This window comes from Methylobacter sp. sgz302048 (assembly GCF_052162025.1).
Lineage (GTDB): Bacteria > Pseudomonadota > Gammaproteobacteria > Methylococcales > Methylomonadaceae > Methylobacter.
In genome coordinates, this window is the sequence record NZ_CP197401.1 from 996,659 (window position 1) to 1,018,973 (window position 22,315).

Here is a 22,315-nt window from a genome sequence, read left to right on the forward strand (position 1 = left end):
CCGAAACGCCGGGTTTATCAACCCAGCCTGACCGCTAATGAACAAAAAACATAAAAAAGCGAGGATGGCTATGAAAAAGATCTTGGTTACGGGGGCTACAGGCCAGATAGGCTCCGAATTGACAATGGCTCTGCGCGATCGATTCGGCGCGGATAATGTCGTGGCGGCCGGGCATGGCAGGCCGCCGCTCAGCGAGTTGCAGCAGACTGGGCCTTATTGCAGTTTCGATGTGCGCGATGCTCCGACATTGCGTCAGGTCGTCGAAGATTATCAAATCGATACGGTTTTTCACCTGGCATCGTTGTTGTCCGCGGTCGGGGAAGAAAAGCCGCAGCTGGCCTGGGATATCAACATGAACGGTCTGTTCAACGTGCTGGAGGCGGCGCGCGTGCATGGCTGCGCCGTATTTTTTCCCAGTTCCATCGGCGCTTTCGGGGCCGGCACGCCCGCTGTCGATACGCCGCAGGACACGATTCAGCGCCCTGCCACTTTATACGGCATTACCAAGGTCTCAGGGGAACTGCTGTGCGATTATTATTATCGCCGTTTCGGCGTCGACACGCGCGGCTTGCGCTATCCTGGGCTGATCTCGAATGTTGCATTGCCGGGCGGCGGCACGACGGATTATGCCGTGGATATTTTTTATGAGGCCGTCAAAAACGGGCATTACGATTGTTTTCTTGAGGCCGACACGCAACTGGACATGATGTATATGCCCGATGCGATCGATGCCGCGATTCGGTTAATGATGGCGGACGGCCGAAAGCTGCGCCATCGCAATGCCTTCAATATCACGGCCATGAGTTTTACGCCCCGGCAGCTGGCGGCGGAAATACAAAAGCATCTGCCGGGATTTGCGATCGGTTACCGTATCGACCCGGTGCGTCAGGCGATCGCCGATTCCTGGCCCCGACATATGGACGACAGTGCTGCAAGAGCGGAATGGGGCTGGCAGCCGCGTTTCGATCTGCCGAATATGGTCGAGGATATGCTGGAGAAAATAGCGGTCAAACTGGGTAAAGGCTAAGGAGGTATTTATGTCGCTGACAAAAGTCGAGCAGTTATTCAATGCGAAATTAACACAGTTGCAACAGCAGGGCATAAGCAAGGGTAACGAGAAAATCATTACCGGCAGGCGGGCTCCAACGGACGGTTTCGGTTCGCGCTATTTTCTGGAAGGCTGCGTGGATCAGGCGTTTTTGCGTATGAATTCCAATTCCTATCTGGGCTTGACAGGGCATTCTGGGTTAATTAAGGCAGAAGCTGAAGCGGCGGAAAAATTCGGTACGGGGCCCGGTGCGGTGCGCTTCATCAGCGGCACTTACCGGCCGCATGTCGAACTGGAGAAAAAGCTGGCCGAATTTCACGGCCGCGAGGCCGCCATGATCATGAGCGCGGCCTATGCGACCATGATCGGCGTGCTGCCGCAGTTTATCTCTGACGAGACGCTGATTGTCAGCGATGCGCTGAACCACAACTGCATCATCAATGCGATTCGCCTGTCGCATCCGGTCAGGAAAGAAGTTTATGCGCATGCCGATGTTGATGCGCTGGAGCGCATTCTGGATGCCAATAAAGGCCAGATCAGGCGCGTCTGCGTCGTGACGGACGGCATTTTCAGCATGCGCGGCGATCATGCGGCGCTTGACCGGATCAGCGCCTGCTGCCGGCGCCATGAAGCCGGCTATGACGAGGGCATTATCACCGTTGTCGATGATTCGCACGGGGTCGGCGCTTTCGGCCGGACCGGGCGCGGCACCGAAGAATATACCGGCGGCAAGGCCGATATCCTGATTGCCACGCTCGGCAAGGCTTTCGGCGTGAACGGCGGCTATGTGGTGGCGAGCTCGGCCGTCATTGCCTATCTGCGCGAAACAGCTCCTTTATATATCTATTCGAATCCGATCACGCCGGCCGAGGCGGCTGCGGCCATGGCGGCGCTAGACATTGCAGACAGTCCGGAAGGTATGCATCTGCTGGAGAAATTGCGCAGCCTGAGCGCGCGGCTCAGGGCCGGACTGATACGGCTGGGCTTTGAAACCTTGCCCGACGAGCATCCTATCGTGCCCATTCTGATCAGAGATACGGAAAAAACCACGGCTTTGGTGGAACACTTGTTCACGCATCAGATTCTGGCTACGGGGCTCAATTATCCGGTCGTGCCGAAAGGCGAGCAGGAAATCAGGCTGCAGGTATCGGCTGATCATACCGAAAAGGATATGGATTATTTATTGGCTGTGCTGGCCGAGTTTAAGCAATAGCGCTCCAATGCAGGTACGGCTTTTCTATTTGGGGAAGGGCGGCTAAAGTCGCGCTTGCTGGCTTTTATTCGGTCGGCACCATTTCAAAAATGATCACTTCGGCTGGCACTTTTCCTACGTTCTCTACCGACATTAATTCGCCGGATTCCCAGAACACGTCACCAGCAGAATAAATATGGGTTTTGCCGCCCTCGATCACTTTCAGCCTGCCCTTGGTTACATAGCGGGGGCCTGGGCCTTCATGCGTATGTTCGGGCGTTTTAGAAGCGGGAGGGAAAGTGACTCGTATTGTCCTGGCATTGATGTTTTTGCTGGGTAGTTCCACCTTGTTTTCCAATAGCACGGTTCTGCCTAATGCCGGCTTTTCTTCCGCCGAGGCCGTGTTCATGTGCCCGGCGAATAGTGCCGTCAGTGACATCAAGGTTAGTCCAGCGGGGGTAATAGTCTGAATTTTGATCATGTGCTTGCCTCGTTTTTTATGTGTTATGGAATCAGTTTTGCAGGTTGAAGCGGATTTGGATCGGTTTGCTGCTACAAGTTTCCAGTTATTTCGGCATCTGTTTGAGTTTGCCCGGCTATAATCGGTTTAGACAGGCTATCTTCGGTATTCAGCGCCGTATTGTTAATGGGTTGGATGAAAGAGACCAATACAAACAGGTCGCTTCCGGTATAGCCAATTACAGATTCGCTTGCCGGGCCTTTGCGCAGTGTATCAAGTGCGTATGGCGATAACATTTGCCTTATTTTGACATAAATCAATAGGCTTATTAAAAAATATGGATAAAATTTTATTATAAATTTTAAGGTAACTTTATATCCAATCTGAGTGATCCAATCTGAGTGAGGGTTTTTATTATTATGATCGTCTTATATGTTTGATAGCTTTTATGGTTACATCCGCGCTTTTGCAGGCATGCTATTCACTTTTTTGTAAAAATTCAGGTTTAATATTTAGAGAAAACACAGCTATCGATTTAAACACTTTCATAAACGATGATCGAGAAAGAAAGTCGCGCCGTAAGACTTATGATGAAGATGAGCGGTAAAATCCCTGGAGTAAAACGGTAATTTATTGTTTTGTAAAATATTTTATCGATTTATTAATGCTTTATCTTAAGATGGTAATGTAACCTTATAATCGTGCAAATATTGATTAGTGAGAATCTGGGTGGAGATTGAATATGACGTATATTATCGAACATAAGTAAAGCTACGTATGTATAATAGCTTATATGTCACGCTATAATAGAAAGACTGTTAAAAGAGTGTTGACAGTAATTCCTATTCAAATAATTGGTTTGTAACTAATTAAAAAACAACAAAAAATGTATGATTAGTGTTTTGCTTGTTGATGATCATGAACTTGTCCGGACCGGTATCGAAGCATTGTTGAACGCTGCTGAAGATATTAAAGTTGTCGGTGTGGCCAAGTCTGGAGAAGAAGCTGTCGATGCAGTTGTTAATCTGTCGCCGGATGTGGTGCTGATGGACGTGAATATGCCCGGCATTGGCGGCGTAGAGGCATGTCGTAGAATTTTACAGCATGATTCTAAAGTAAAAATAATTGCGCTATCAGTCCATAATGATGGACCTATTCCACGTCAATTGCTCAAGCTGGGCGTCCTGGGGTTTATTTCCAAGGGCTCTTCGGCCGAAGAAATGGTGAGCGCAATCCGTAAGGTGATGGAAGGCAAGCGCTATCTGTGCGCGGAAGTGGCCAATAATTTAGCCTTTCAAGGGTTGTCCGGCAATAGTGAATCGCCATTTTCAAAGCTATCTCAGAGAGAGGCCGAAGTGGTGACTTTAATTCTTCAGGGAAAAACTATCAAGGAAATGGCGGATATGCTGATATTGAGCGATAAAACCGTTAATACCTACCGCTATCGCCTCTATGACAAACTTCACATAAAAAATGATGTTGAATTAACGCGCCTGGCGGTTAAATTCGGTCATATCGACTCTGCTTTGATTTAGCAGGCCTGTTCAAATGGAGGGGCGCCAGGATGCGCCCCTCCTCCGGTCGCTTATAACAGCTCCCGGGCCTTGTTAAAGGCGTCTCTAAAATCAAGATACAATGGCTTATCGGTTTCCAGCATGGATTTCAGCAATTCATGCTGCAGCTGGTATTTAACATTGCCGACAGCCAAAGCGCCTACGCCCACCGCACCCGGTGCATTGACGGCATGGGTTAATGGCGCGCCCATGTCTTTGAGCTTGATGCCTTCGATTCCCAATGGCGGAACCGCATTCACATCACCCGCTACTTTCAAGCGTTTCGCTTCGTTCAGAACATCGGCGCTCAAAACCTGAATGCCGGCTCTTGCTGTGCAAAAGATGATGTCGGCATTGGCGACCAGACGGGCTTTATCGGCTTCGGAACTGGCGTACGTGCCTCTGAGGTTGCAGCCAAAACGGCGATTGTATTCCTTGGCCATATCCAGGGCGGTATCGATTGACAAATGGTCGACCAATGCCGTGTCTGCGCCGGCCAGGGATGCGATGACGCCTGTAGCGACGCCGACAGGGCCGGTTCCGCCAAAGACGACGGCATTGCAGTCTTTCAGTTCCTTGCCGTGCTTTGCTTTCAGCTCTTTTTCCACGCAGGCTACCAATGCGGCCGCTGTCGTGAAAGCGCCGCTGGGGTCGGCAAGAACAGAGACTTCAAAAGGGGGAACCATAGCCTGTTTGCAAGTATCCAGCATGTCCATGGCCAGGCCTAGGTCGCGCCCGCCGATAAAAATGCCGGTGCGTTTAACCCCGGACGGACCGCGAGAGAATATGGCGTCCTGAGTCAGGCCATAAACCTTGTCCAGCTTGACGTTACTGTAAGGCACGAGCACATCAAAGCCCGCATCCATTGCCATGTTGACATCGAACGGGCTGTTGTTCGGCATGGGGTCCAGCATGTGAATAATGCTGCGTTTCTGCATTAGAGATCCTCTTTCATTAAGGCGGGTTAAACTGAAATGAAACCCGCTTGTAAATTAAGCTTTTGATTTAATGTAATCCCTTGCAACTTCGAAAGCGTGCTCGAAATGCAGGTAAACAGGTTTATCGGTAGCAATCATTTTTTTCAGCAAGCGGTTTTGAGCCTGGTATTTGATATTACCTATAGCCAATGCGCCTATGCCGACAGCGCCGCTTTTCGAGCCTTGAATCGGTGTACCGTCATGGAAGGCATCGACGCCGGCAATGCCTGATGGCGGCACGGCGTTGACATCGGCGGCCACTTTCAGTTGAGGCGCTGACGCAACCAGCTCTGCGCTAAGCAACTCAATACCGGCAGCGCCTGTTGCAAAGACTACGTCGGCCGTTTTGATGTATTCGGCCTTGTCGGCATCGGCGCCGGCTTCAATGGTGATTTTGCCGTCGCCGAACTCATTGCTGCACATGTCGGCTATGCTTTGTGCTCTTTCCAGTTGGCGGCCGATAATCCTTACATGGGCGCCTGCCTGCGCCGCAATCACGGCAGCTGCCTGACCGACCGGGCCGGTTCCGCCCAATGCCAGAATGTTTTTGCCTGCCAGTGTGGTGTTGAATTTGGTGGCTAATTCGCGCTCGACGGTTGCAACCATGCCGGCTGCGGTCGTGAATGCGCCGCTGGGGTCAGCGAAAACGGAGACTTCAAAGGGAGGCACCATGGCGTGTTTGGCTGCTCTCAGCATGTCCATCGCTTGCTTGGTATCGCGGCCGCCGATGAAGATGGCGGTTCTTTTCAGGTTTTTCTGGCTACGCGAGAAAATGGCGTCCTGCACCAGTCCCTGAACTTCGCTGGGCTCGACATTGATATACGGGACTGCTGAAACCCAACCGGCATCCATCGCCATGTTGACGTCAAACGGGCTGAGGTTTTTTGCAGTGGTCAGCATGTGTAAAATGAATGGTTTTTCCATGATATCCCCTTGATGTGTTGAGCAGGCAAGTATAAAAGAAAAAATGGCAGAATAACACCGTCATGGGCTTTTTGGATTTTTAAAAAAATGGTGAATCTTGTATTATCAAGGCATTTTTATTTTTCGGAGAAATGAATGCACAACGTTACGTTGATTAAAGGCGATGGTATCGGTCCTTCCATTATGGAGGCTGCGGTCAAGATTATCGATGCGTCCGGCGCCAAGATAAACTGGGAAGAAGCCGACGCGGGCATGGCCGCGTTTGAAAAACACGGCACGCCGATTCCTGATGCAACCCTGGCCTCGATAGAAAAAAACCGCGTGGCTTTCAAGGGCCCTCTGACGACGCCGGTCGGCAAAGGTTTCAGAAGCATCAATGTCGCCTTGCGTCAGCAATATGATCTTTACGCCAATGTCCGCCCGGCCAAAACCTGGAAAGGTGCGCGGACCCGCTTCGACAATGTCGACATCGTTGTCGTCAGGGAAAATACGGAAGGCTTGTATGCCGGTTTGGAACACTTTCTGACCCCTAAAAAGGATATCGCCGAAAGTCTGGCTGTCGTGACGCGCCAGGGCTCGGAACGCATCGTTGAGTATGCTTTTAAATACGCGCGTGAAAACGGCCGCAAAAAAGTCACGATCTGCCATAAAGCTAATATTCTGAAGTACACGTCGGGCTTGTTTCTGGATGTTGCCAGAGAAGTGGCTGCGCGCTATCCGGACATCGAGTGCGACGAAAAAATTGTTGACGCCATCTGCATGCATATGGTCATGGACCCAACTCAGTTCGACGTAGTCGTGACGACCAATATGTTCGGCGACATTCTCTCCGATTTGACGGCCGGCCTGGTCGGCGGCCTGGGATTGATTCCGGGCGCCAATATCGGCAGCGATGCGGCACTGTTTGAAGCGGTGCATGGCAGCGCGCCGGATATCGCCGGCAAAAATATCGCCAACCCGACGGCTGTTATCATGGCAGGCGTCATGATGCTGAATTATCTGGGCGAGCATGAGGCTGCGAATCGCATCAAGGCCGCGACTGAAAAAGTCATCGGCGATGGCGAGTTGGTCACGCCGGATTTGAACCGGAATTCAAAGGCCGGCACTACCGAAATGCGCGATGCCATTATTGCGGCCATGCGATAAAACTGTCATTAATGCGGGGCGGCCTGATGGTCGTCCCTGCTATCCTCATGATGAATGATCTGAAAGCCCGGCAGCGCCGCAAAGCTTATGATGCCCGCAACGCACAAGCGGATAAAGAGGCGGCCAGCCGGGTCATTTGCAATCAAATTACAGCGCATCCGGCCTATCAGCAAGCCAAAACCGTGATGTGGTACATCCACTGCCGCTCGGAAGTCAGAACCGAGCCGACGCTAAGGCACGAAATTTCGACCGACAAACGTATCATCATTCCCTACTGTACCAAAGATGAGCAAGGCCGTAACAAATTAGGTCTATGGTGGCTGGAAGACTTTGCCGAATTAGCGCCCGGCATGTGGGGGATTCTGGAACCGCCAAAGGAATGCTGGGGCGAGGCCGGCAAGGAAATTGCACCGGAACAGCTCGACTGCATTATTGTGCCGGGCGTGGCTTTTGACCGGCGCGGCGGGCGCCTTGGCAACGGCGCCGGCTACTATGACCGTTTATTGCGGTGCGTCAGGGCCGATGCCGTGTTGATCGGCGTGTGCTATGAATCCCAATTACTGGATCGGATCGCCATGGCATCTCATGATGTGGCCATGGATTTTGTGATGACGGAAAAAGCGATTTATGCAGGCCCTGGCCGGCCGCTTGCAGGCTAATGGATTTTCAGGCGCTAAAAAACAGCGTTGCTTCCTCGCCGGCTTTTGTTCTGGATGCCGCCGAGATCGTAAATACTTTGAAAGTGTTGGATACGCTACGCAATCAGTGCGGCTGCAAAGTGTTGTATTCGATCAAGGCGCTGCCTTTTTCCTCTGTGCTTGAGTTGGCAAGACCTTTTGTCGACGGCTTCTCGGTCAGTTCTCTGTTTGAAGCGCGGCTGGCTGATGAAATTCTGACAGGACAGGGTAGCATACATTTAACGACTCCCGGCATCAGGCCCGATGAGATCGATGACATTGCAAGCCTGTGCACGCACATCAGCTTCAATTCTTTAAATCAGTATCAGCGCTTTGGCGAGGCGGCCAGGGCTGAATCTTCGGTCGGCTTGAGGCTGAATCCCAAGTTGTCCTTCCTTGATGATGATCGCTTCGATCCGTGCCGGCCGTTTTCGAAACTGGGCGTCGATATCGATGAATTGTGCCGTTCGAACTTTCTTGACCAGATCAGTGGACTGCATTTCCATACCGTTTTTTCAGCAACGGATTTCACGCCGCTAATTAAAACGATAGAAAAACTTCAGTCTCATTTGGGGGCAGGATTCACACACCTGAAATGGTTGAATCTGGGCGGCGGCTATCTGTTTAACCGGATCGAAGATCACAGCCGCTTTATTGATCTGGTGCGCCGGCTGAAAAACGATTTCGGCATCGATATCTATATCGAGCCGGGCAAGGCCGTGGTTGGGCAGGCAGGGCATTTGATTGCTACCGTGATCGATACGTTTGCCAGCGACGGCAAAGCCATTGCCGTACTTGATACATCAATCAATCATAATCCGGAAGTGTTCGAATATCAGCGCCAGCCCGAACTGCACGAGCATGAGCCGGAAGGCGCGTATGCGGCCGTTCTGGCGGGCTGCACCTGTCTGGCCGGCGATATATTCGGCGAATATCGGTTCAATAAACCGTTGAAGATGGGCGACCGCGTGGTTTTCAAACATGTTGGAGCCTACAGCCTGATCAAGGCCAACCGGTTTAACGGCCACAATCTGCCTGATGTCTATGAGGCATCGTCAGAAAAAGTCACTTTATTAAAGCGCTATGACTATGCGGATTACCGCAGCCAGTGGATGAGGAATGGGACTGTATCCTAGGCAACTTGTTGGAAGAAATCAGTGTCAGTAACCGAAACAGGCACACGGTAACAGTTTTTAAAGTTCAAATTAAGCAATGGAGTTATGACGATGAAAGCAGTATTAATGACTGAAAAAGGCGGTCCGGAAGTTCTGCAGTTACAGGACATAGCGGAACCGGAAATAACTCATCCGGCTCAGGTAAAAGTCCGCCTTAAGGCAGCCGGCATCAATCCCATCGACACCAAGGTGCGGGCCAACGGGCTCTTCTATAAGGATGCGCTGCCGGCCGTGCTGGGTTGCGATGGCGCCGGCACCATCGTTGCCGTAGGCGATGGCGTGACAAATTATAAGATCGGCGATGAGGTATGGTTTTGCAATGGCGGCCTGGGGAAAGAGCAGGGCAATTATGCCGAATATACGGTGGTCGACAGCCGCTGGGTAGCTTTGAAACCCAAAACCATTTCGTTTACCGAAGCGGCGGCCCTGCCGCTGGTCTTGATTACGGCATGGGGCGCCCTGTTCGAGCGAGGCGGTCTGCAGCCAGGACAAACGGTTCTGATCCACGCCGGCGCCGGCGGCGTAGGGCATGTGGCCATACAGTTGGCAAAACAAAAAGGCGCCCGTGTCATTACGACGGTCAGTTCCCGGGAAAAAGCCGATTTTGTGCGCGATTTGGGCGCTGATGACGTTATTTTTTACCGGGATGAGAATCTGCAGGATCGCATCAACAGCTTGACCGAAGGAAAAGGCGCCGATCTGGTTTTCGATACGGTCGGCCCTGAGGTCTTTATAGCCAGTATAGAAGCTACGGCTCATTTCGGCAGTATCGTGACGTTGCTGGACCCCGGCATGATCAGCCTGGCGGAGGCCCGCATGCGCAATTTGAAGATCGGTTTTGAATTGATGTTGACGCCCATGCTGAGAGAGCTTGATGCTGCGCGCGAAAAGCATGTGGAGATTTTAAAGCAATGCGCCGAACTGATTGACCGCGGGGATCTAAAGACGCGCGTCAGCCATGTATTGAAACTCGATCAAGCAGCCGATGCGCATAAGCTATTAGGGGAAGGGCACATGACCGGAAAGGTTGTGCTCGAAATATAAACCGGCCAACCCTGTTTGATAAGGATTAAAGCTGAACAGATTTGCATAGTGGGCATCGTCAGCCAGCGTGGGCACACCAGTTATAAGGTTGTAACTGAGAAAAATCATGGGAATTTAAGGTTTCTTATTTATACTGAAAAATGTTATTGATTTTTCAAGTGTTACATTAACGATAGTTAAGCTTTTCAATTATTTCAATCCGCCTTGACTTTGTCAGGCAGTGTATGAAATGTTTTTAAATATCAGAAAAGTTAACGCCGTGTTAAGGCAGGTCAAAGATGTTGAGCAGTTTACAAAAACAAAGAAAAATTATTGTTGCTGATGCAGATCCTGCCTCAAGAATTGAAATGATAGAATTTCTGCAAGCGCGGGGATTCAATAACGTGGCTATTGCCGCCGATGGCGATCAGATCCATGAAATATTGCGCGCCTATCAACATGAACCGGAGCTATTGGGGGCGGTTATCATTGATGAGAAATTGCCCCACTGTCAGATTGAGGGATTGTGCCAAGTCTTGCCGCATGAGGATGAAGGGATTTTCCTGCCCTTCATTGTGCTTGTTGATGAGCCGCCGAAGAACAAGACTCTGGCATTAGGAGGCAAATGCCAGTTTTATGAGCTGGTTCGTCCGTACCTTGCTACCGAATTGCTCATGCTGGTTGAGTTTCTTTTAGTCTTGAAGGACGAGCGTTTTCTGCGCTATAAGCAGAAAGAAGAACTGATTTCCCAGTTGGCTGCACGCAAATTGCTTAATGCGAAATTAGAATATCTGGTTATCCATGATGATCTCACCGGCTTGCTGAACCGGCGCAATCTTGAGCAGCATCTTTATCTGGAGCTGCATGAACATGCCAAATCCCGGCAAAATGGCGTGTTATTGTTTATCGATCTGGACAGATTCGGATTGATCAATGATTTGGAAGGGTTTGCGGCCGCTGACGGATTGCTGGTTGAAGTAGTGGCCGTTATTAAAAAGGCGATTCAGGCAAAAGGCCTGTTCGCCCGGGTCGGATCGGACGAGTTATGTCTGTATCTGGAAAATTCGACCCTCGATAATGCGATGGTTATTGCGGAGCGTATTTGTAAAAGACTGGATGAATTTCGCTTTACCATAGACAATGCCTGTTACCACATCACGGCCTCTATCGGCATCGCTTCTTTAAAATCTTCCAAAATTGTCAAGTATCCCGGAGAGCTGATATCCAGAGCGCATCAGGCCTGCTCGATAGCCAAAAACAAAGGCCGCAACAGAGTATGGCTGTATTGCGAAGACGATCAGGCTTTCAAGGAAAGGCAGCGTGATATCCACTGGATGTCCTTAATCCGGGATGCGCTGTTGAATGACAGATTCTTTCTTGTTTTTCAGCCAGTGGTGGGTTTATCCGACGGCGAAATCTCCCATTATGAGGTCTTGATCAGAATGAGAGGCAGCGACGAACATGTGATTGACCCGGGCGAGTTCATCCCGGTTGCGGAAAGGATGGGGCTTATCTACAGCATCGATGCCTGGGTGGTCGATAAAGCCATAGACTTTTTGGCTTCGCTGCCACAGGAATTGTCGCATGTAAAGCTGGCGATCAACCTGTCCTGCATGGCCTTTCAGGATGATTCGATCGCCGCCTTCATTCAGCAGAAACTGGATACGTCCTGGGTCGGCGGCGACCGTCTCACCTTCGAAATCACTGAGACGGCGGCAGTGGGTAATTTTGAACAGACCCTGTCCATGATCAATCAGATCCGTGCATTGGGCTGCCAGATTGCCCTGGATGATTTCGGCGCCGGCTTTTGCTCGTTTAATTATCTGAAAATATTCCCCGTTGAGTATGTGAAAATCGACGGCCAATTTATACAGAATCTGGTCAATGATGAAACCGACCAGATACTGGTCCGCTCAATGCAGCAGATAGCCAGAAAGCTGGGCAAGAAAACCATTGCCGAGTATGTCGAATGCCCCCGAACGATCAAAATTCTGAAGGAAATCGGGATCAATTATGGTCAAGGCCACATTTTCGGCAAGCCCAACGAGCAGCTCTCGTCCCGAAGCGCTTTTCGAAGGCACGGTTTGACTAAGTCCCGCTGTGCCAGCTGAGCCTGATTTAATCGTTTTTTAAAAGCCAGCCTGTATTATTCATTTATCGTTCATTTTATACAGATAGATTGAGGGTTGCTGATTCAGGCAATCCTATTTATGTATAATAAGAAATGCTGTCAGGATGATAATTATGAAAATGAATATTGTAAGAGGCTATGGTAGAAAAAACGAAAAAGCGCGGGGTTCGATATGTCCAGAAAAAAAAGGTGAACAGGCCGGCTTCTCATTGGTTTAGAAAGTCGATCTGGGCCTTTATTGCCGGATTCACGTTTGTTCTGCTGAGCTATCTGGGATATCTGGATTACAACGTACGCAAGCAGTTTGAAGGGAACCGCTGGGCCATCCCCGCCCGTGTCTACGCCAGCCCGGTTGAGCTCTATGCCGGCTATGGCCTTTCCGCGGCAAAATTTGAAGATTTATTACAGACGCTGCATTATCGCAAGGATGCCCGGTTATCATCGGAAGGCACTTATTTCAGACAGGGCCCCTATGTCAGCCTGAAGACCCGCAGTTTTACCTTTTGGGATCAGCAGCAGTCATCCAGCCTTTTGCGCGTGGGCTTTACCGATTCCAGCATAGCCAATATCGTCGATCTGGCCCAATCGAAAGAAGTGGCCATCGTGCGCATGGATCCGGTGCAGATCGGCAGTTTTTATCCCACCATTAAGGAAGACCGTATCCTGATCAAATGGCAGGATGCGCCCGAGACGCTGATTAAAGGCCTCTTGGCGACTGAAGATCGGGATTTCTACGACCATTTCGGCATTTCACTGAAAGGCATCGCCCGCGCCATGTGGGCTAACGTCCGAGCCGGCGGCATCGTGCAGGGCGGCAGCACCATCACGCAGCAGCTGGTCAAGAATTTTTACCTGACGTCTGAACGCAGCCTGTGGCGTAAAGTCAATGAAGTTTTCATGTCGCTGATACTGGAAGCCCGCTTCAGCAAGAATGCGATTCTTGAAGCTTATTTGAATGAGGTTTTCCTCGGCCAGGACGGCGGCAGCGCTGTTCATGGTTTTGCGCTGGCCAGTGAATTTTATTTCGGCAGCAGTTTAAAGGACTTGCCGTTGGAACAGGTAGCTTCGCTGGTTGCCCTGGTTCGCGGGCCTTCTTATTATGATCCACGGCGTTATCCCGAGCGCGCCCTGCAACGGCGCAATCTGGTTCTGGATGAGATGGCGGCGGAAGCTTACATTACGCCTGAGCAGGCGGCTGCGGCGAAGGCAAAGCCGCTGAATGTGGTTGATCGGACGCATCGCTCGGCAAACCGCTATCCAGCCTTTCTTGACCTGGTTAAACGGCAGTTGAGACAGGAATACCGCGAGGAAGATTTAACATCCGAAGGTCTGGCTATTTTTACGACGCTGGATACCGTGGTTCAGGACGCGCTGGAGAAATCCGTCGCCACTAAATTGGACCAGCTGGAGAAACTGCCCAAAGCCAATGATCTTGAAACGGCGGTCGTCGTGACCCGCAGGGATAGCGGCGAAATTGCCGCGCTGACCGGCGGGCGGGAAAACTCGGCGGCTGGATTTAACCGCGCACTGGATGCGGTCCGGCCGATCGGTTCTTTGATCAAGCCGGTCGTTTATTTGACGGCGCTGGAGTATCCGGACAAATATACAATCACGACGCCGATCAGCGACACGGCCATCCATATCAAAAGCGGAGACAAGATCTGGGAGCCGAAAAACTACGATCACAGGGAGCACGGCAACGTCGGATTGCATACTGCTCTGGCGCATTCCTACAATTTGGCAACGGTGCGCATCGGTATGGATGTCGGGATTGCCAGAACAGTCAAGACTTTAAGAAATATGGGCGTGACGCGGCCTGTCGATCTGTTTCCTTCGTTTTTGCTGGGGGCTGCGGAATTGACGCCGATGGAAGTCACTCAGATGTACCAGACGCTGGCCGGCGACGGTTTTTCAACGCCGTTGCGGGGCATCAGGGCCGTAGTCGCGGCCAATGGCGAACGCCTGCAAAGTTATCCGTTTACGGTCAGGCAGGCAGTCGACCCCGCCGCTACCTATATCGTCAACACAATGTTGCAGGAAGTCATGCGCGAAGGTACGGGGCGCGCCGCCTATTCGGTGTTCCCGTATGATTATGGCCTGGTCGGCAAGACTGGCACGACCAATGATTCGAAAGACAGCTGGTTTGCCGGCTACACCGGTGATTATTTATCGGTGGTCTGGGTGGGCCGCGACGATAATAAACCTATCGGCCTGACCGGTTCGACCGGTGCCCTGCAAGTCTGGATATCGCTGATGCGGCAGATTTCGACGCAGCCGGTGAATTTGGTTCCGCCGGACAATATCAAAATGGCCTGGGTTGATCCTTATAGCGGTTTGCTGGCGAATGAAACCTGCGAGGGCGCGCGGGAATATCCTTACATTGCCGGTTCTGCTCCGATTGAGTATGCGGCCTGTGCGGAAACCGCGCCGGCCGATGGGGTTAACACCTTTTTCAACAATCTTTTTCCGCAATAAGTTAGGGCATTTATGAATAAAATTAATTATTTTCGTCTGATCTTGCTGGTATTGGTCTTTATTAGCGGTGCCGGCTATGCGGAAGACAGACCGGTCCGGGAACTGAAAGCATTTCTGAGCGCCACAAGGACATTGACGGCCGATTTTAAACAGGTGCTGATCAATGAAGCCGGCGATCCGGTACAAACCAGTTTCGGAGAGTTTTATCTGCAGCGGCCCGGCAAGTTTCGCTGGGATTATAAAAAGCCCATTCAGCAGCAAATTATATCCAATGCCGGAAAAGTCTGGTTTTATGATCCGGACCTGGAACAGGTCACGGTTAAAAAACTCGATGAGTCGGTGGGCTCCACGCCGGCTCTACTGTTAAGCGGCGAGGTATCCCTGGAGGATAACTTTACGATGGAGAAACAGGGCGAAGACGAAGGCCTGCTCTGGGTAAAATTGCTGCCCAAACACGAGGAAAGCGGTTTTAAATATGTGCTGATCGGCCTGAGTGGCGGCACACTGGGCGGCATGGAATTAAGCGACAATTTTGGCCAGCTGACGCGCATTTATTTTTCCAATGTGGTGACCAATCGTGAAGTCAAGCCGGATCTGTTTCAATTCAATGCGCCTAAAGGCGCCGATGTCTTCTCCGAATAATCAGGAAGACCGGCGCATGACAGGCAGCTTGAGCCCTTCATCTTTCTCCGCCTTTATATGTTTGAAGACTTGACCAAACCCTTGGCCGACAGGATGCGGCCAAGGTCGTTAGAAGACTATGTCGGCCAGCAGCATGTTTTGAAGCCTGGCAAGCCCTTGTATGAAGCCATCGCTTCAGGCAAGCTGCATTCGATGATTTTCTGGGGGCCGCCTGGCACAGGCAAAACAACGCTGGCTCGGCTTATCGCCCATCATTCCGATGCCGAATTTATGCCTATTTCCGCGGTCTTGGCCGGCGTCAAGGAAATCCGCGCGGCCGTTGGCGAAGCGCAAAGAATTCAGCAGCAACAGCATCGGCGGACTATTTTATTCGTCGATGAAGTGCACCGCTTCAATAAATCGCAACAGGACGCTTTCCTGCCGCATGTGGAAGACGGCACCGTCTATTTCGTCGGCGCGACGACTGAAAATCCGTCTTTCGCGCTCAACAATGCGTTATTGTCGCGGGCTCGCGTTTATGTACTCAACGCATTGACGCCCGAAGACCTGCTGGGCGTGTTGAACAAGGCATTAACCGACACGGAGCGGGGATTGGGCAGCCTGAATGTCGAAATGGCAGAGGACGTTAAACGGCAATTTGCCGAAGCGGCCGATGGCGATGCCAGAAGGTTGTTGAATCTGCTCGAAATCGCCGTGGAGCTTGCCGCAGCCAATGGCAGTCGCGTAATTGATGAAAAAACGGCCAAGGAAGTGCTGACCGGCGGCGTACGGCGGTTCGATAATCAGGGCGAGGAGTTTTACAATCAGATTTCAGCCTTGCACAAGTCGGTGCGCGGAAGTTCACCCGATGCCTCGCTTTATTGGCTCTGCCGCATGATCGACGCCGGCTGCGACTTGACCTATCTGGCCAGGCGCATCGTTAGAATGGCTTCGGAAGATATCGGCAATGCCGACCCTCGGGCCTTGCAGATAGCCGTCAATGCCTGGGAAACGCAGGAGCGGCTAGGCAGCCCCGAAGGCGAGCTGGCATTGGCTCAGGCCGTCGTTTATCTGGCCTGCGCGCCTAAGAGCAATGCCGTTTACATGGCCTATAACGCGGCCATGCGTGACGCCAAACAAAGCGGCAGCCTGAGCGTGCCGGTGCATCTGCGCAACGCGCCGACCAAATTGATGAAGTCGCTCGATTACGGCAAGGAATACCGTTACGCGCATGATGAACCGGAAGCCTATGCGGCCGGCGAAAACTACTTTCCCGATGAGCTGGCAGGGACTCAGTATTACCAACCGGTCGACAGGGGGCTGGAGATTAAAATCAAGGAAAAGCTCAGGCATTTGAAAGAGTTGGATAAGCGCGTAAAGTAACCTGCTTTCTGATGTTACGATAGGCACCCTTTCCCGTTTGCCGCGCCGAGTACCGCAGCTTTCGGCGAGAACAGCCCGCAGGGGCGTTGCATGGATGCAGCGCGTTGCCAGAGGGCCAAGGATGGCCCTTCTGGCAACCCTCGTCGAAAGCGAGGAGCGCAGGACAAATCGGCAGGATAGCCGATTTGCATGCTTTGCACCCGAAGGGCGAGGTACATGGATGTGCCGAGTGAGCCAAGCGGCAACCGGGCGGCCTTTCTTTTGGTTCCTTTTCTTTCGACTGCATGGATGCAGGAGTTAGAGCAACGCAGGAGCAGTTGCCGGGGCCGCGCAAAGAAAAGGAACTCGCCTTCGGGTGCGAGAACCCGATTAAAATAATCCGTCGCGCCAGCGACACTTTACTAAACTGATCTGAATTCAACTTACTGCGTAACATCAGCTGCTTTTATTGAATGAAAATATCAGATGTACTTAAACAAACAGGAAATTTTTTAGAATTAAAAACGGTTTTTCTATAAAATCCCCTTTTCAGCAATATTTAACAGCCAAGTCTCCATGGATCTAAAATTCCTCGATTTTGAACAACCCATCGCTGAGCTAGAAGCGAAAATTGAAGAACTCCGCAATGTGGAGTTTGATAACAATATTAATATCTCAGAAGCGATTAAGCATCTCGAAGAAAAAAGTCTCGCATTGACCGAGTCGATTTTTTCCGATCTTTCCGACTGGCAAATTTCCCAATTATCCAGACATCCCGGTCGTCCATACACGCTGGATTATATCGAGCATATGTTTACCGATTTCCACGAGTTGCACGGCGATCGCACGTATGCCGACGATCCTGCTATCGTTTGCGGCCTGGCCAGGCTGGAAGGCCAGCCGGTAATGGTTATCGGCCATCAGAAAGGCCGCGATACGAAGGAAAAGATCTATCGCAATTTCGGCATGCCGCGCCCCGAAGGTTACCGCAAGGCGCTGCGGATCATGAAGATGGCCGAGCGCTTTAAAATGCCGATTATCTGCCTGATCGACACACCGGGCGCTTATCCGGGCATCGGCGCCGAGGAGCGCGGCCAAAGCGAGGCGATCGCCAGAAACCTGTTCGAAATGGCGAAGCTGAGAACGCCCATTATCTGTACGATTATCGGCGAAGGCGGTTCCGGCGGGGCCTTGGCCATCGGCGTCGGCGATCGGTTGATCATGCTCGAGTACAGCACGTATTCTGTTATTTCGCCGGAAGGCTGCGCATCCATTCTATGGAAAAGCGCCGATAAATCGCAGTTGGCGGCGGAAGCGATGGGCATTACCTCCGATCGTATCCGCGAGCAAGGCTTGCTGGACGAAGTGGTCAGAGAGCCATTGGGCGGCGGGCACAGAAATTTCCAGGCGACTGCCTTGAATTTAAGGGAAGCGCTGATCCGCCATATGGATGAATTAAAGCAGCAATCCGTTGAGAAAATGCTGGAAAAACGTTATCAGCGGCTTATGAGCTTCGGTTCCTTTATCGTCGAGGAGGGCCGTTAAATTCCGGCTTATCGGTCCGATCTTCAGGCCGGCTTTTGCCGGCCTTTTGTTTTTTCAGGCTATACGGCATGCTGTCATCATCAGTCATAGAATCGGCGCTGGATCAGGTTAAACCGGGCGCGCATCTTTATGTAGCCTATAGCGGCGGCGTCGATTCGCATGTTTTGCTGCATCTATGCGCCTCCATGCCGGGACTCGCCGGTAGAATAACGGCGGTCTATGTCCATCATGGCCTGCAGGCGGAAGCCGATGCCTGGGCTGAGCATTGCAGGAATGCGGCCGGAGCGCTCGGTGTTAGTTTTAAGGCGCTCTATGTCAATGCCGTTGCCGCGCCCGGAGAAAGTCCCGAGGAAGCGGCAAGAAACGCCCGATATAGCGCGTTAAAGGCTTTGATGGATGCAGACGATGTGCTGCTGGTGGCACAGCACAGGGATGATCAGCTGGAGACGGTGCTGCTGCAGCTGTTCCGCGGCAGCGGCCTGCGCGGATTGTCCGGCATGCCCGAGCACATGGTTTTTGGCCGGGGCTTGATGCTCAGGCCATTGCTAAATGTGTCCAGGCAAGCGATAAGGCACTATGCAGAGGCGCACAAGCTGAGCTGGGTGGAAGACCCCAGCAATCTGCATATCGATTACGACCGCAATTTCCTGCGCAACATCATCGTGCCGCTGATCAAACAGCGCTGGCCGGCATGCGACAAAACGGTTGCCCGTTCGGCCAGACATTGCGCCGAGGCGCAGGCGTTGATCTCGGTCATTGCCGGCGATTTGTTTCATGCCGTTTTCAATGAAGCCGACAAAACATTGTCGATCAGCAGCTTGCAGCTATTAAACAAGCCCAGACAGCAGTTGGTCATCAGGCATTGGTTCCAGACGCTGGGCTTGAAAATGCCGGCCCAGGATTTTGTTGAACGGATTCTGAGCCAGATTGTTGCGGCAAGAGTCGGGAGTGATCCCGTGCTGTCCGGCCGGGGATACGATGTGCGGCGCTACCGGGATAAGCTGTATTGCCTGAAGCAGTCGCCAAAGCAGGCGTTGCAGGATGTCAGCTGGTCTGCCGGGCAAGCCTCATTAAGAGTGACCGATGATCAGGTTTGGCTTTGTTTGCCTTCATCGACCGGCATATTGCGCGAGCGCTGGCTGAATGCCAACGTGGTCGTCAGATTTCGACGCGGCGGCGAAAAAATTTCATTGCCGGGCCGTAAAGGTCGCCACGTCCTTAAAAATCTGTTCCAGGAGGCAGGCATTCCACCATGGGAACGAGAGGTCATGCCGCTGATTTATTTGGATGACAAGCTCGCGGCTGTCGGCGATAAATGGATCAGTGCCGAATTTTACGCTGAAAAAACAGATGCCTGCATCAGGCTGTGCAGGCAAGGACAGGAATAAAGCTTGAAAGACCATGACGAATTTCGCATTGTCGATTAAAATGGGCATGTTTTGCGGTTCCATGGATGGGAGGACAGGGCAACAGGAGCAAATTGCCATAACTTCATCAGTTATCATCTGAAGTCTAAAAATTCTACATGACAAAATACATTTTCATTACCGGCGGCGTCGTATCATCTCTTGGCAAGGGTATTGCGGCTTCTTCGCTGGCGGCTATTCTTGAGGCCCGTGGCCTTAAAGTCACCATGACCAAGCTGGACCCCTATATCAATGTGGATCCGGGCACCATGAGCCCTTTTCAGCATGGCGAGGTGTTCGTTACCGAAGACGGCGCCGAAACGGACCTGGACTTGGGTCATTACGAGCGGTTTCTTAAAACCACCATGGCCAAGAAAAATAATTTCACGACCGGCCAGATCTACGAAAGCGTGCTGCGCCGGGAGCGTAAAGGCGAATACCTGGGCGCGACGGTTCAGGTCATTCCGCATATCACCGATGAAATCAAGCGCCGTGTTTATCAAAGCGCCGAAGGCATGGATGTGGCGCTGATCGAAGTCGGCGGCACGGTCGGCGATATCGAGTCGCTGCCTTTCCTGGAAGCCATCCGTCAGTTGCGCGTCGAGTTGGGCGCCGACAGATCATTGTTCATCCATTTAACGCTGGTTCCGTATATCCGTTCCGCCGGCGAAATCAAAACCAAACCTACTCAACATTCGGTCAAGGAATTGCGTACTATCGGCATACAGCCCGATATCCTGATCTGCCGTTCTGAACAGCCGGTGCCGATCAGCGAGCGGCGCAAAATCGCCTTGTTCACCAATGTCGAGGAAAAAGCGGTCATCACGGCCGTCGATGCCGACTCGATCTATCGCATTCCGCTGCTGCTGCATGATCAAGGCCTGGACGACATCGTCGTGCATAAATTGCGGCTGGATGTGCCGCCGGCCGATTTGACCGAATGGCAAAATGTGGTTGACGCGTTGACTCACCCGACCGATGAGGTCGATATTGCCATCGTCGGCAAATATGTCGATCATACCGATGCCTATAAGTCGCTGAGTGAAGCTTTGATTCATGCCGGCATCCGCACGCGTCATAAAGTCAACATCCATTACATCGATTCCGAAATCATCGAGGACGAAGGCGTATCGCGTTTGAAAAATGTCGATGCGATCCTGGTGCCGGGCGGTTTCGGCGAGCGCGGCGTGGAAGGCAAAATCGCCACAGTCAGGTTCGCACGTGAGAACAAGATTCCTTATCTGGGCATTTGTCTGGGTATGCAGGTTGCTGTGATCGAGTATGCGCGTGACGTGGCCGGCCTTGAAGGCGCGCACAGTACGGAGTTCCTGCCGAAATCACCGCACCCCGTCATCGGTCTGATTACCGAATGGATGGCCGAAAGCGGGGAGATCGAAACGCGCGACGAAAACTCCGATTTAGGCGGCACCATGCGCCTGGGCGGCCAGCAATGTCTGCTGCAGCCTGATTCGCTGGCTTTCCAGCTTTATCAGAAAGACGTCATTACTGAAAGGCATCGTCATCGCTATGAGTTTAACAATCAGTATGTTGAAAAACTCGAGAAAGCCGGCATGCGCTTTTCGGGCAAATCGATCGACGGCCGTCTGGTGGAAGTCATTGAAATCCCTGATCATCCATGGTTCCTGGCTTGTCAGTTCCATCCTGAATTCACTTCAACGCCGAGAAAAGGTCATCCATTATTTTCCGGATTCGTCGTTGCCGCATCCAAACACAAAAAGGGAACGCTATAATGAAGCTGTGCCATTTTGAAGCCGGCCTCGATCAGCCTTTCTTTCTGATCGCCGGCACCTGTGTCATCGAGAGCGAGCAAATGGCGCTGGATACGGCGGGTCATCTCAAGGAAATCACGTCGGCATTGAACATTCCGTTCATTTACAAGTCATCCTTTGACAAGGCCAACCGCTCTTCGCATGAAAGTTACCGCGGGCCCGGCGTGGAGCGGGGGCTGAAAATCCTGGAAAAGGTCAAACAGCAGATCCATGTGCCGGTATTGACCGATGTGCATGAAGACACGCCCTTGGCGGAGGTGGCCTCGGTAGTCGACGTCATGCAGACCCCGGCCTTTTTATGCCGGCAGACCAATTTCATTCAGGACGTAGCCAGGCAGGGCATTCCGGTCAATATCAAGAAAGGCCAGTTTCTGGCGCCTTGGGATATGATCCATGTGGCCAATAAAGCCAAGGCGACAGGCAACCAGCAGATTATGGTCTGCGAGCGCGGCGTATCGTTCGGCTACAACAATCTGGTGTCCGACATGCGCTCACTGGCGGTCATGAGAGACACCGGCTGCCCGGTCATTTACGACGCGACACACTCAGTGCAGTTGCCGGGCGGGCAGGGCACGTCTTCCGGCGGACAACGCGAATTTGTGCCGGTACTGGCAAGAGCGGCCATGGCCGTCGGCATTGCCGGACTGTTCATGGAGACGCATCCGAGTCCGGCTGAAGCCTTGAGCGATGGCCCGAATTCCTGGCCGCTGCGCAGGATGAAGGAACTGCTGGAAACCTTAGCCACGATCGATCGGGCCGTTAAATCCACTCATCTCATAGAAACAACCCTATAACAATAAAGGAGTCATC

At 52.0% G+C, this 22,315-nt stretch carries 18 protein-coding genes; 15 read left to right on the plus strand and 3 right to left on the minus strand.

What is annotated here, in order from left to right:
• The first annotated feature begins 70 nt into the window (after nucleotides 1-70).
• Nucleotides 71-1,027 carry an NAD-dependent epimerase/dehydratase family protein gene (locus ACTNE6_RS04910; RefSeq protein ID WP_442498812.1) on the plus strand — a complete coding sequence of 319 codons (957 nt, stop codon included), beginning with the start codon at nucleotides 71-73 and terminating at the stop codon, nucleotides 1,025-1,027.
• Between the two features lie 10 nt (nucleotides 1,028-1,037).
• Complete coding sequence (locus ACTNE6_RS04915; protein ID WP_442498813.1) at nucleotides 1,038-2,261, plus strand: aminotransferase class I/II-fold pyridoxal phosphate-dependent enzyme; 1,224 nt, start codon at nucleotides 1,038-1,040, stop codon at nucleotides 2,259-2,261.
• A 64-nt stretch (nucleotides 2,262-2,325) separates the two neighbouring features.
• Here the strand turns inward: ACTNE6_RS04915 and ACTNE6_RS04920 are convergent, their stop codons facing one another.
• On the minus strand, nucleotides 2,326-2,721 hold the full coding sequence (locus tag ACTNE6_RS04920; RefSeq protein WP_194969031.1) for a cupin domain-containing protein: 396 nt from the start codon (nucleotides 2,719-2,721) through the stop codon (nucleotides 2,326-2,328).
• Nucleotides 2,722-3,590: 869 nt separating this feature from the next.
• Between ACTNE6_RS04920 and ACTNE6_RS04925 the strand changes: the two genes are divergently transcribed.
• A complete protein-coding gene (locus ACTNE6_RS04925) occupies nucleotides 3,591-4,235 on the plus strand; it encodes a response regulator (protein WP_194969030.1) in 645 nt (214 codons plus the stop codon).
• Between the two features lie 50 nt (nucleotides 4,236-4,285).
• On the opposite strand, the gene ACTNE6_RS04930 is transcribed toward ACTNE6_RS04925, so the two are convergent.
• Both ACTNE6_RS04930 and ACTNE6_RS04935 read right to left on the minus strand, forming a co-directional pair.
• A complete protein-coding gene (locus ACTNE6_RS04930; RefSeq protein ID WP_434484168.1) occupies nucleotides 4,286-5,191 on the minus strand; it encodes an NAD(P)-dependent methylenetetrahydromethanopterin dehydrogenase in 906 nt (301 codons plus the stop codon).
• Nucleotides 5,192-5,245: 54 nt separating this feature from the next.
• Nucleotides 5,246-6,154: an NAD(P)-dependent methylenetetrahydromethanopterin dehydrogenase gene (locus ACTNE6_RS04935; RefSeq protein ID WP_442498814.1), complete on the minus strand. Its 909-nt coding sequence runs from the start codon at nucleotides 6,152-6,154 to the stop codon at nucleotides 5,246-5,248.
• 135 nt (nucleotides 6,155-6,289) lie between these two features.
• On the opposite strand from ACTNE6_RS04935, the gene ACTNE6_RS04940 reads away from it, so the two are divergent.
• The 12 genes from ACTNE6_RS04940 to kdsA all read left to right on the plus strand — a co-directional run bounded on the left by ACTNE6_RS04940 (nucleotide 6,290) and on the right by kdsA (nucleotide 22,299).
• On the plus strand, nucleotides 6,290-7,300 hold the full coding sequence (locus ACTNE6_RS04940; RefSeq protein WP_442498815.1) for an isocitrate/isopropylmalate dehydrogenase family protein: 1,011 nt from the start codon (nucleotides 6,290-6,292) through the stop codon (nucleotides 7,298-7,300).
• A 26-nt stretch (nucleotides 7,301-7,326) separates the two neighbouring features.
• A complete protein-coding gene (locus tag ACTNE6_RS04945) occupies nucleotides 7,327-7,959 on the plus strand; it encodes a 5-formyltetrahydrofolate cyclo-ligase (RefSeq protein ID WP_442498816.1) in 633 nt (210 codons plus the stop codon).
• Nucleotides 7,959-9,113 (plus strand): carboxynorspermidine decarboxylase, encoded by a 1,155-nt coding sequence (locus ACTNE6_RS04950; protein ID WP_442498817.1) that lies wholly within the window; start codon nucleotides 7,959-7,961, stop codon nucleotides 9,111-9,113. The genes ACTNE6_RS04945 and ACTNE6_RS04950 overlap by 1 nt, the downstream gene beginning before the upstream one ends.
• Nucleotides 9,114-9,203: 90 nt before the next feature.
• On the plus strand, nucleotides 9,204-10,196 hold the full coding sequence (locus ACTNE6_RS04955; protein ID WP_442498818.1) for a zinc-dependent alcohol dehydrogenase family protein: 993 nt from the start codon (nucleotides 9,204-9,206) through the stop codon (nucleotides 10,194-10,196).
• A gap of 347 nt (nucleotides 10,197-10,543) precedes the next feature.
• Nucleotides 10,544-12,286: a putative bifunctional diguanylate cyclase/phosphodiesterase gene (locus ACTNE6_RS04960; RefSeq protein ID WP_442498819.1), complete on the plus strand. Its 1,743-nt coding sequence runs from the start codon at nucleotides 10,544-10,546 to the stop codon at nucleotides 12,284-12,286.
• A gap of 158 nt (nucleotides 12,287-12,444) precedes the next feature.
• Nucleotides 12,445-14,781, plus strand: a complete 2,337-nt coding sequence (gene mrcB, locus ACTNE6_RS04965) for a penicillin-binding protein 1B (protein WP_442498820.1) — start codon at nucleotides 12,445-12,447, stop codon at nucleotides 14,779-14,781.
• A 12-nt stretch (nucleotides 14,782-14,793) separates the two neighbouring features.
• Nucleotides 14,794-15,423: an outer membrane lipoprotein chaperone LolA gene (gene lolA / locus ACTNE6_RS04970; protein WP_194969021.1), complete on the plus strand. Its 630-nt coding sequence runs from the start codon at nucleotides 14,794-14,796 to the stop codon at nucleotides 15,421-15,423.
• A 57-nt stretch (nucleotides 15,424-15,480) separates the two neighbouring features.
• Nucleotides 15,481-16,785, plus strand: a complete 1,305-nt coding sequence (locus tag ACTNE6_RS04975) for a replication-associated recombination protein A (RefSeq protein WP_194969020.1) — start codon at nucleotides 15,481-15,483, stop codon at nucleotides 16,783-16,785.
• Nucleotides 16,786-17,340: 555 nt separating this feature from the next.
• Nucleotides 17,341-18,309, plus strand: a complete 969-nt coding sequence (gene accA / locus ACTNE6_RS04980) for an acetyl-CoA carboxylase carboxyl transferase subunit alpha (protein ID WP_194969346.1) — start codon at nucleotides 17,341-17,343, stop codon at nucleotides 18,307-18,309.
• 68 nt (nucleotides 18,310-18,377) lie between these two features.
• Nucleotides 18,378-19,697, plus strand: a complete 1,320-nt coding sequence (tilS, locus tag ACTNE6_RS04985) for a tRNA lysidine(34) synthetase TilS (protein ID WP_442498821.1) — start codon at nucleotides 18,378-18,380, stop codon at nucleotides 19,695-19,697.
• A gap of 137 nt (nucleotides 19,698-19,834) precedes the next feature.
• On the plus strand, nucleotides 19,835-21,466 hold the full coding sequence (locus tag ACTNE6_RS04990) for a CTP synthase (RefSeq protein ID WP_442498822.1): 1,632 nt from the start codon (nucleotides 19,835-19,837) through the stop codon (nucleotides 21,464-21,466).
• Nucleotides 21,466-22,299: a 3-deoxy-8-phosphooctulonate synthase gene (gene kdsA / locus ACTNE6_RS04995; RefSeq protein ID WP_442498823.1), complete on the plus strand. Its 834-nt coding sequence runs from the start codon at nucleotides 21,466-21,468 to the stop codon at nucleotides 22,297-22,299. Before ACTNE6_RS04990 ends, kdsA begins: the two co-directional genes overlap by 1 nt.
• Nucleotides 22,300-22,315 lie beyond the last annotated feature (16 nt).

Bases quoted from the DNA above. Each gene is read 5' to 3' on its own strand.
- kdsA (WP_442498823.1), top strand. From the start codon at position 21,466: ATGAAGCTGTGCCATTTTGAAGCCGGCCTCGATCAGCCTTTCTTTCTG.
- ACTNE6_RS04940 (WP_442498815.1), top strand. From the start codon at position 6,290: ATGCACAACGTTACGTTGATTAAAGGCGATGGTATCGGTCCTTCCATT.
- tilS (WP_442498821.1), top strand. From the start codon at position 18,378: ATGCTGTCATCATCAGTCATAGAATCGGCGCTGGATCAGGTTAAACCG.
- mrcB (WP_442498820.1), top strand. From the start codon at position 12,445: ATGGTAGAAAAAACGAAAAAGCGCGGGGTTCGATATGTCCAGAAAAAA.
- ACTNE6_RS04910 (WP_442498812.1), top strand. From the start codon at position 71: ATGAAAAAGATCTTGGTTACGGGGGCTACAGGCCAGATAGGCTCCGAA.
- ACTNE6_RS04930 (WP_434484168.1), bottom strand. From the start codon at position 5,191: ATGCAGAAACGCAGCATTATTCACATGCTGGACCCCATGCCGAACAAC.
- ACTNE6_RS04915 (WP_442498813.1), top strand. From the start codon at position 1,038: ATGTCGCTGACAAAAGTCGAGCAGTTATTCAATGCGAAATTAACACAG.
- ACTNE6_RS04920 (WP_194969031.1), bottom strand. From the start codon at position 2,721: ATGATCAAAATTCAGACTATTACCCCCGCTGGACTAACCTTGATGTCA.
- ACTNE6_RS04945 (WP_442498816.1), top strand. From the start codon at position 7,327: ATGGTCGTCCCTGCTATCCTCATGATGAATGATCTGAAAGCCCGGCAG.
- ACTNE6_RS04950 (WP_442498817.1), top strand. From the start codon at position 7,959: ATGGATTTTCAGGCGCTAAAAAACAGCGTTGCTTCCTCGCCGGCTTTT.
- ACTNE6_RS04975 (WP_194969020.1), top strand. From the start codon at position 15,481: ATGTTTGAAGACTTGACCAAACCCTTGGCCGACAGGATGCGGCCAAGG.
- ACTNE6_RS04990 (WP_442498822.1), top strand. From the start codon at position 19,835: ATGACAAAATACATTTTCATTACCGGCGGCGTCGTATCATCTCTTGGC.
- ACTNE6_RS04935 (WP_442498814.1), bottom strand. From the start codon at position 6,154: ATGGAAAAACCATTCATTTTACACATGCTGACCACTGCAAAAAACCTC.
- ACTNE6_RS04955 (WP_442498818.1), top strand. From the start codon at position 9,204: ATGAAAGCAGTATTAATGACTGAAAAAGGCGGTCCGGAAGTTCTGCAG.
- ACTNE6_RS04925 (WP_194969030.1), top strand. From the start codon at position 3,591: ATGATTAGTGTTTTGCTTGTTGATGATCATGAACTTGTCCGGACCGGT.
- lolA (WP_194969021.1), top strand. From the start codon at position 14,794: ATGAATAAAATTAATTATTTTCGTCTGATCTTGCTGGTATTGGTCTTT.
- ACTNE6_RS04960 (WP_442498819.1), top strand. From the start codon at position 10,544: ATGATAGAATTTCTGCAAGCGCGGGGATTCAATAACGTGGCTATTGCC.
- accA (WP_194969346.1), top strand. From the start codon at position 17,341: ATGGATCTAAAATTCCTCGATTTTGAACAACCCATCGCTGAGCTAGAA.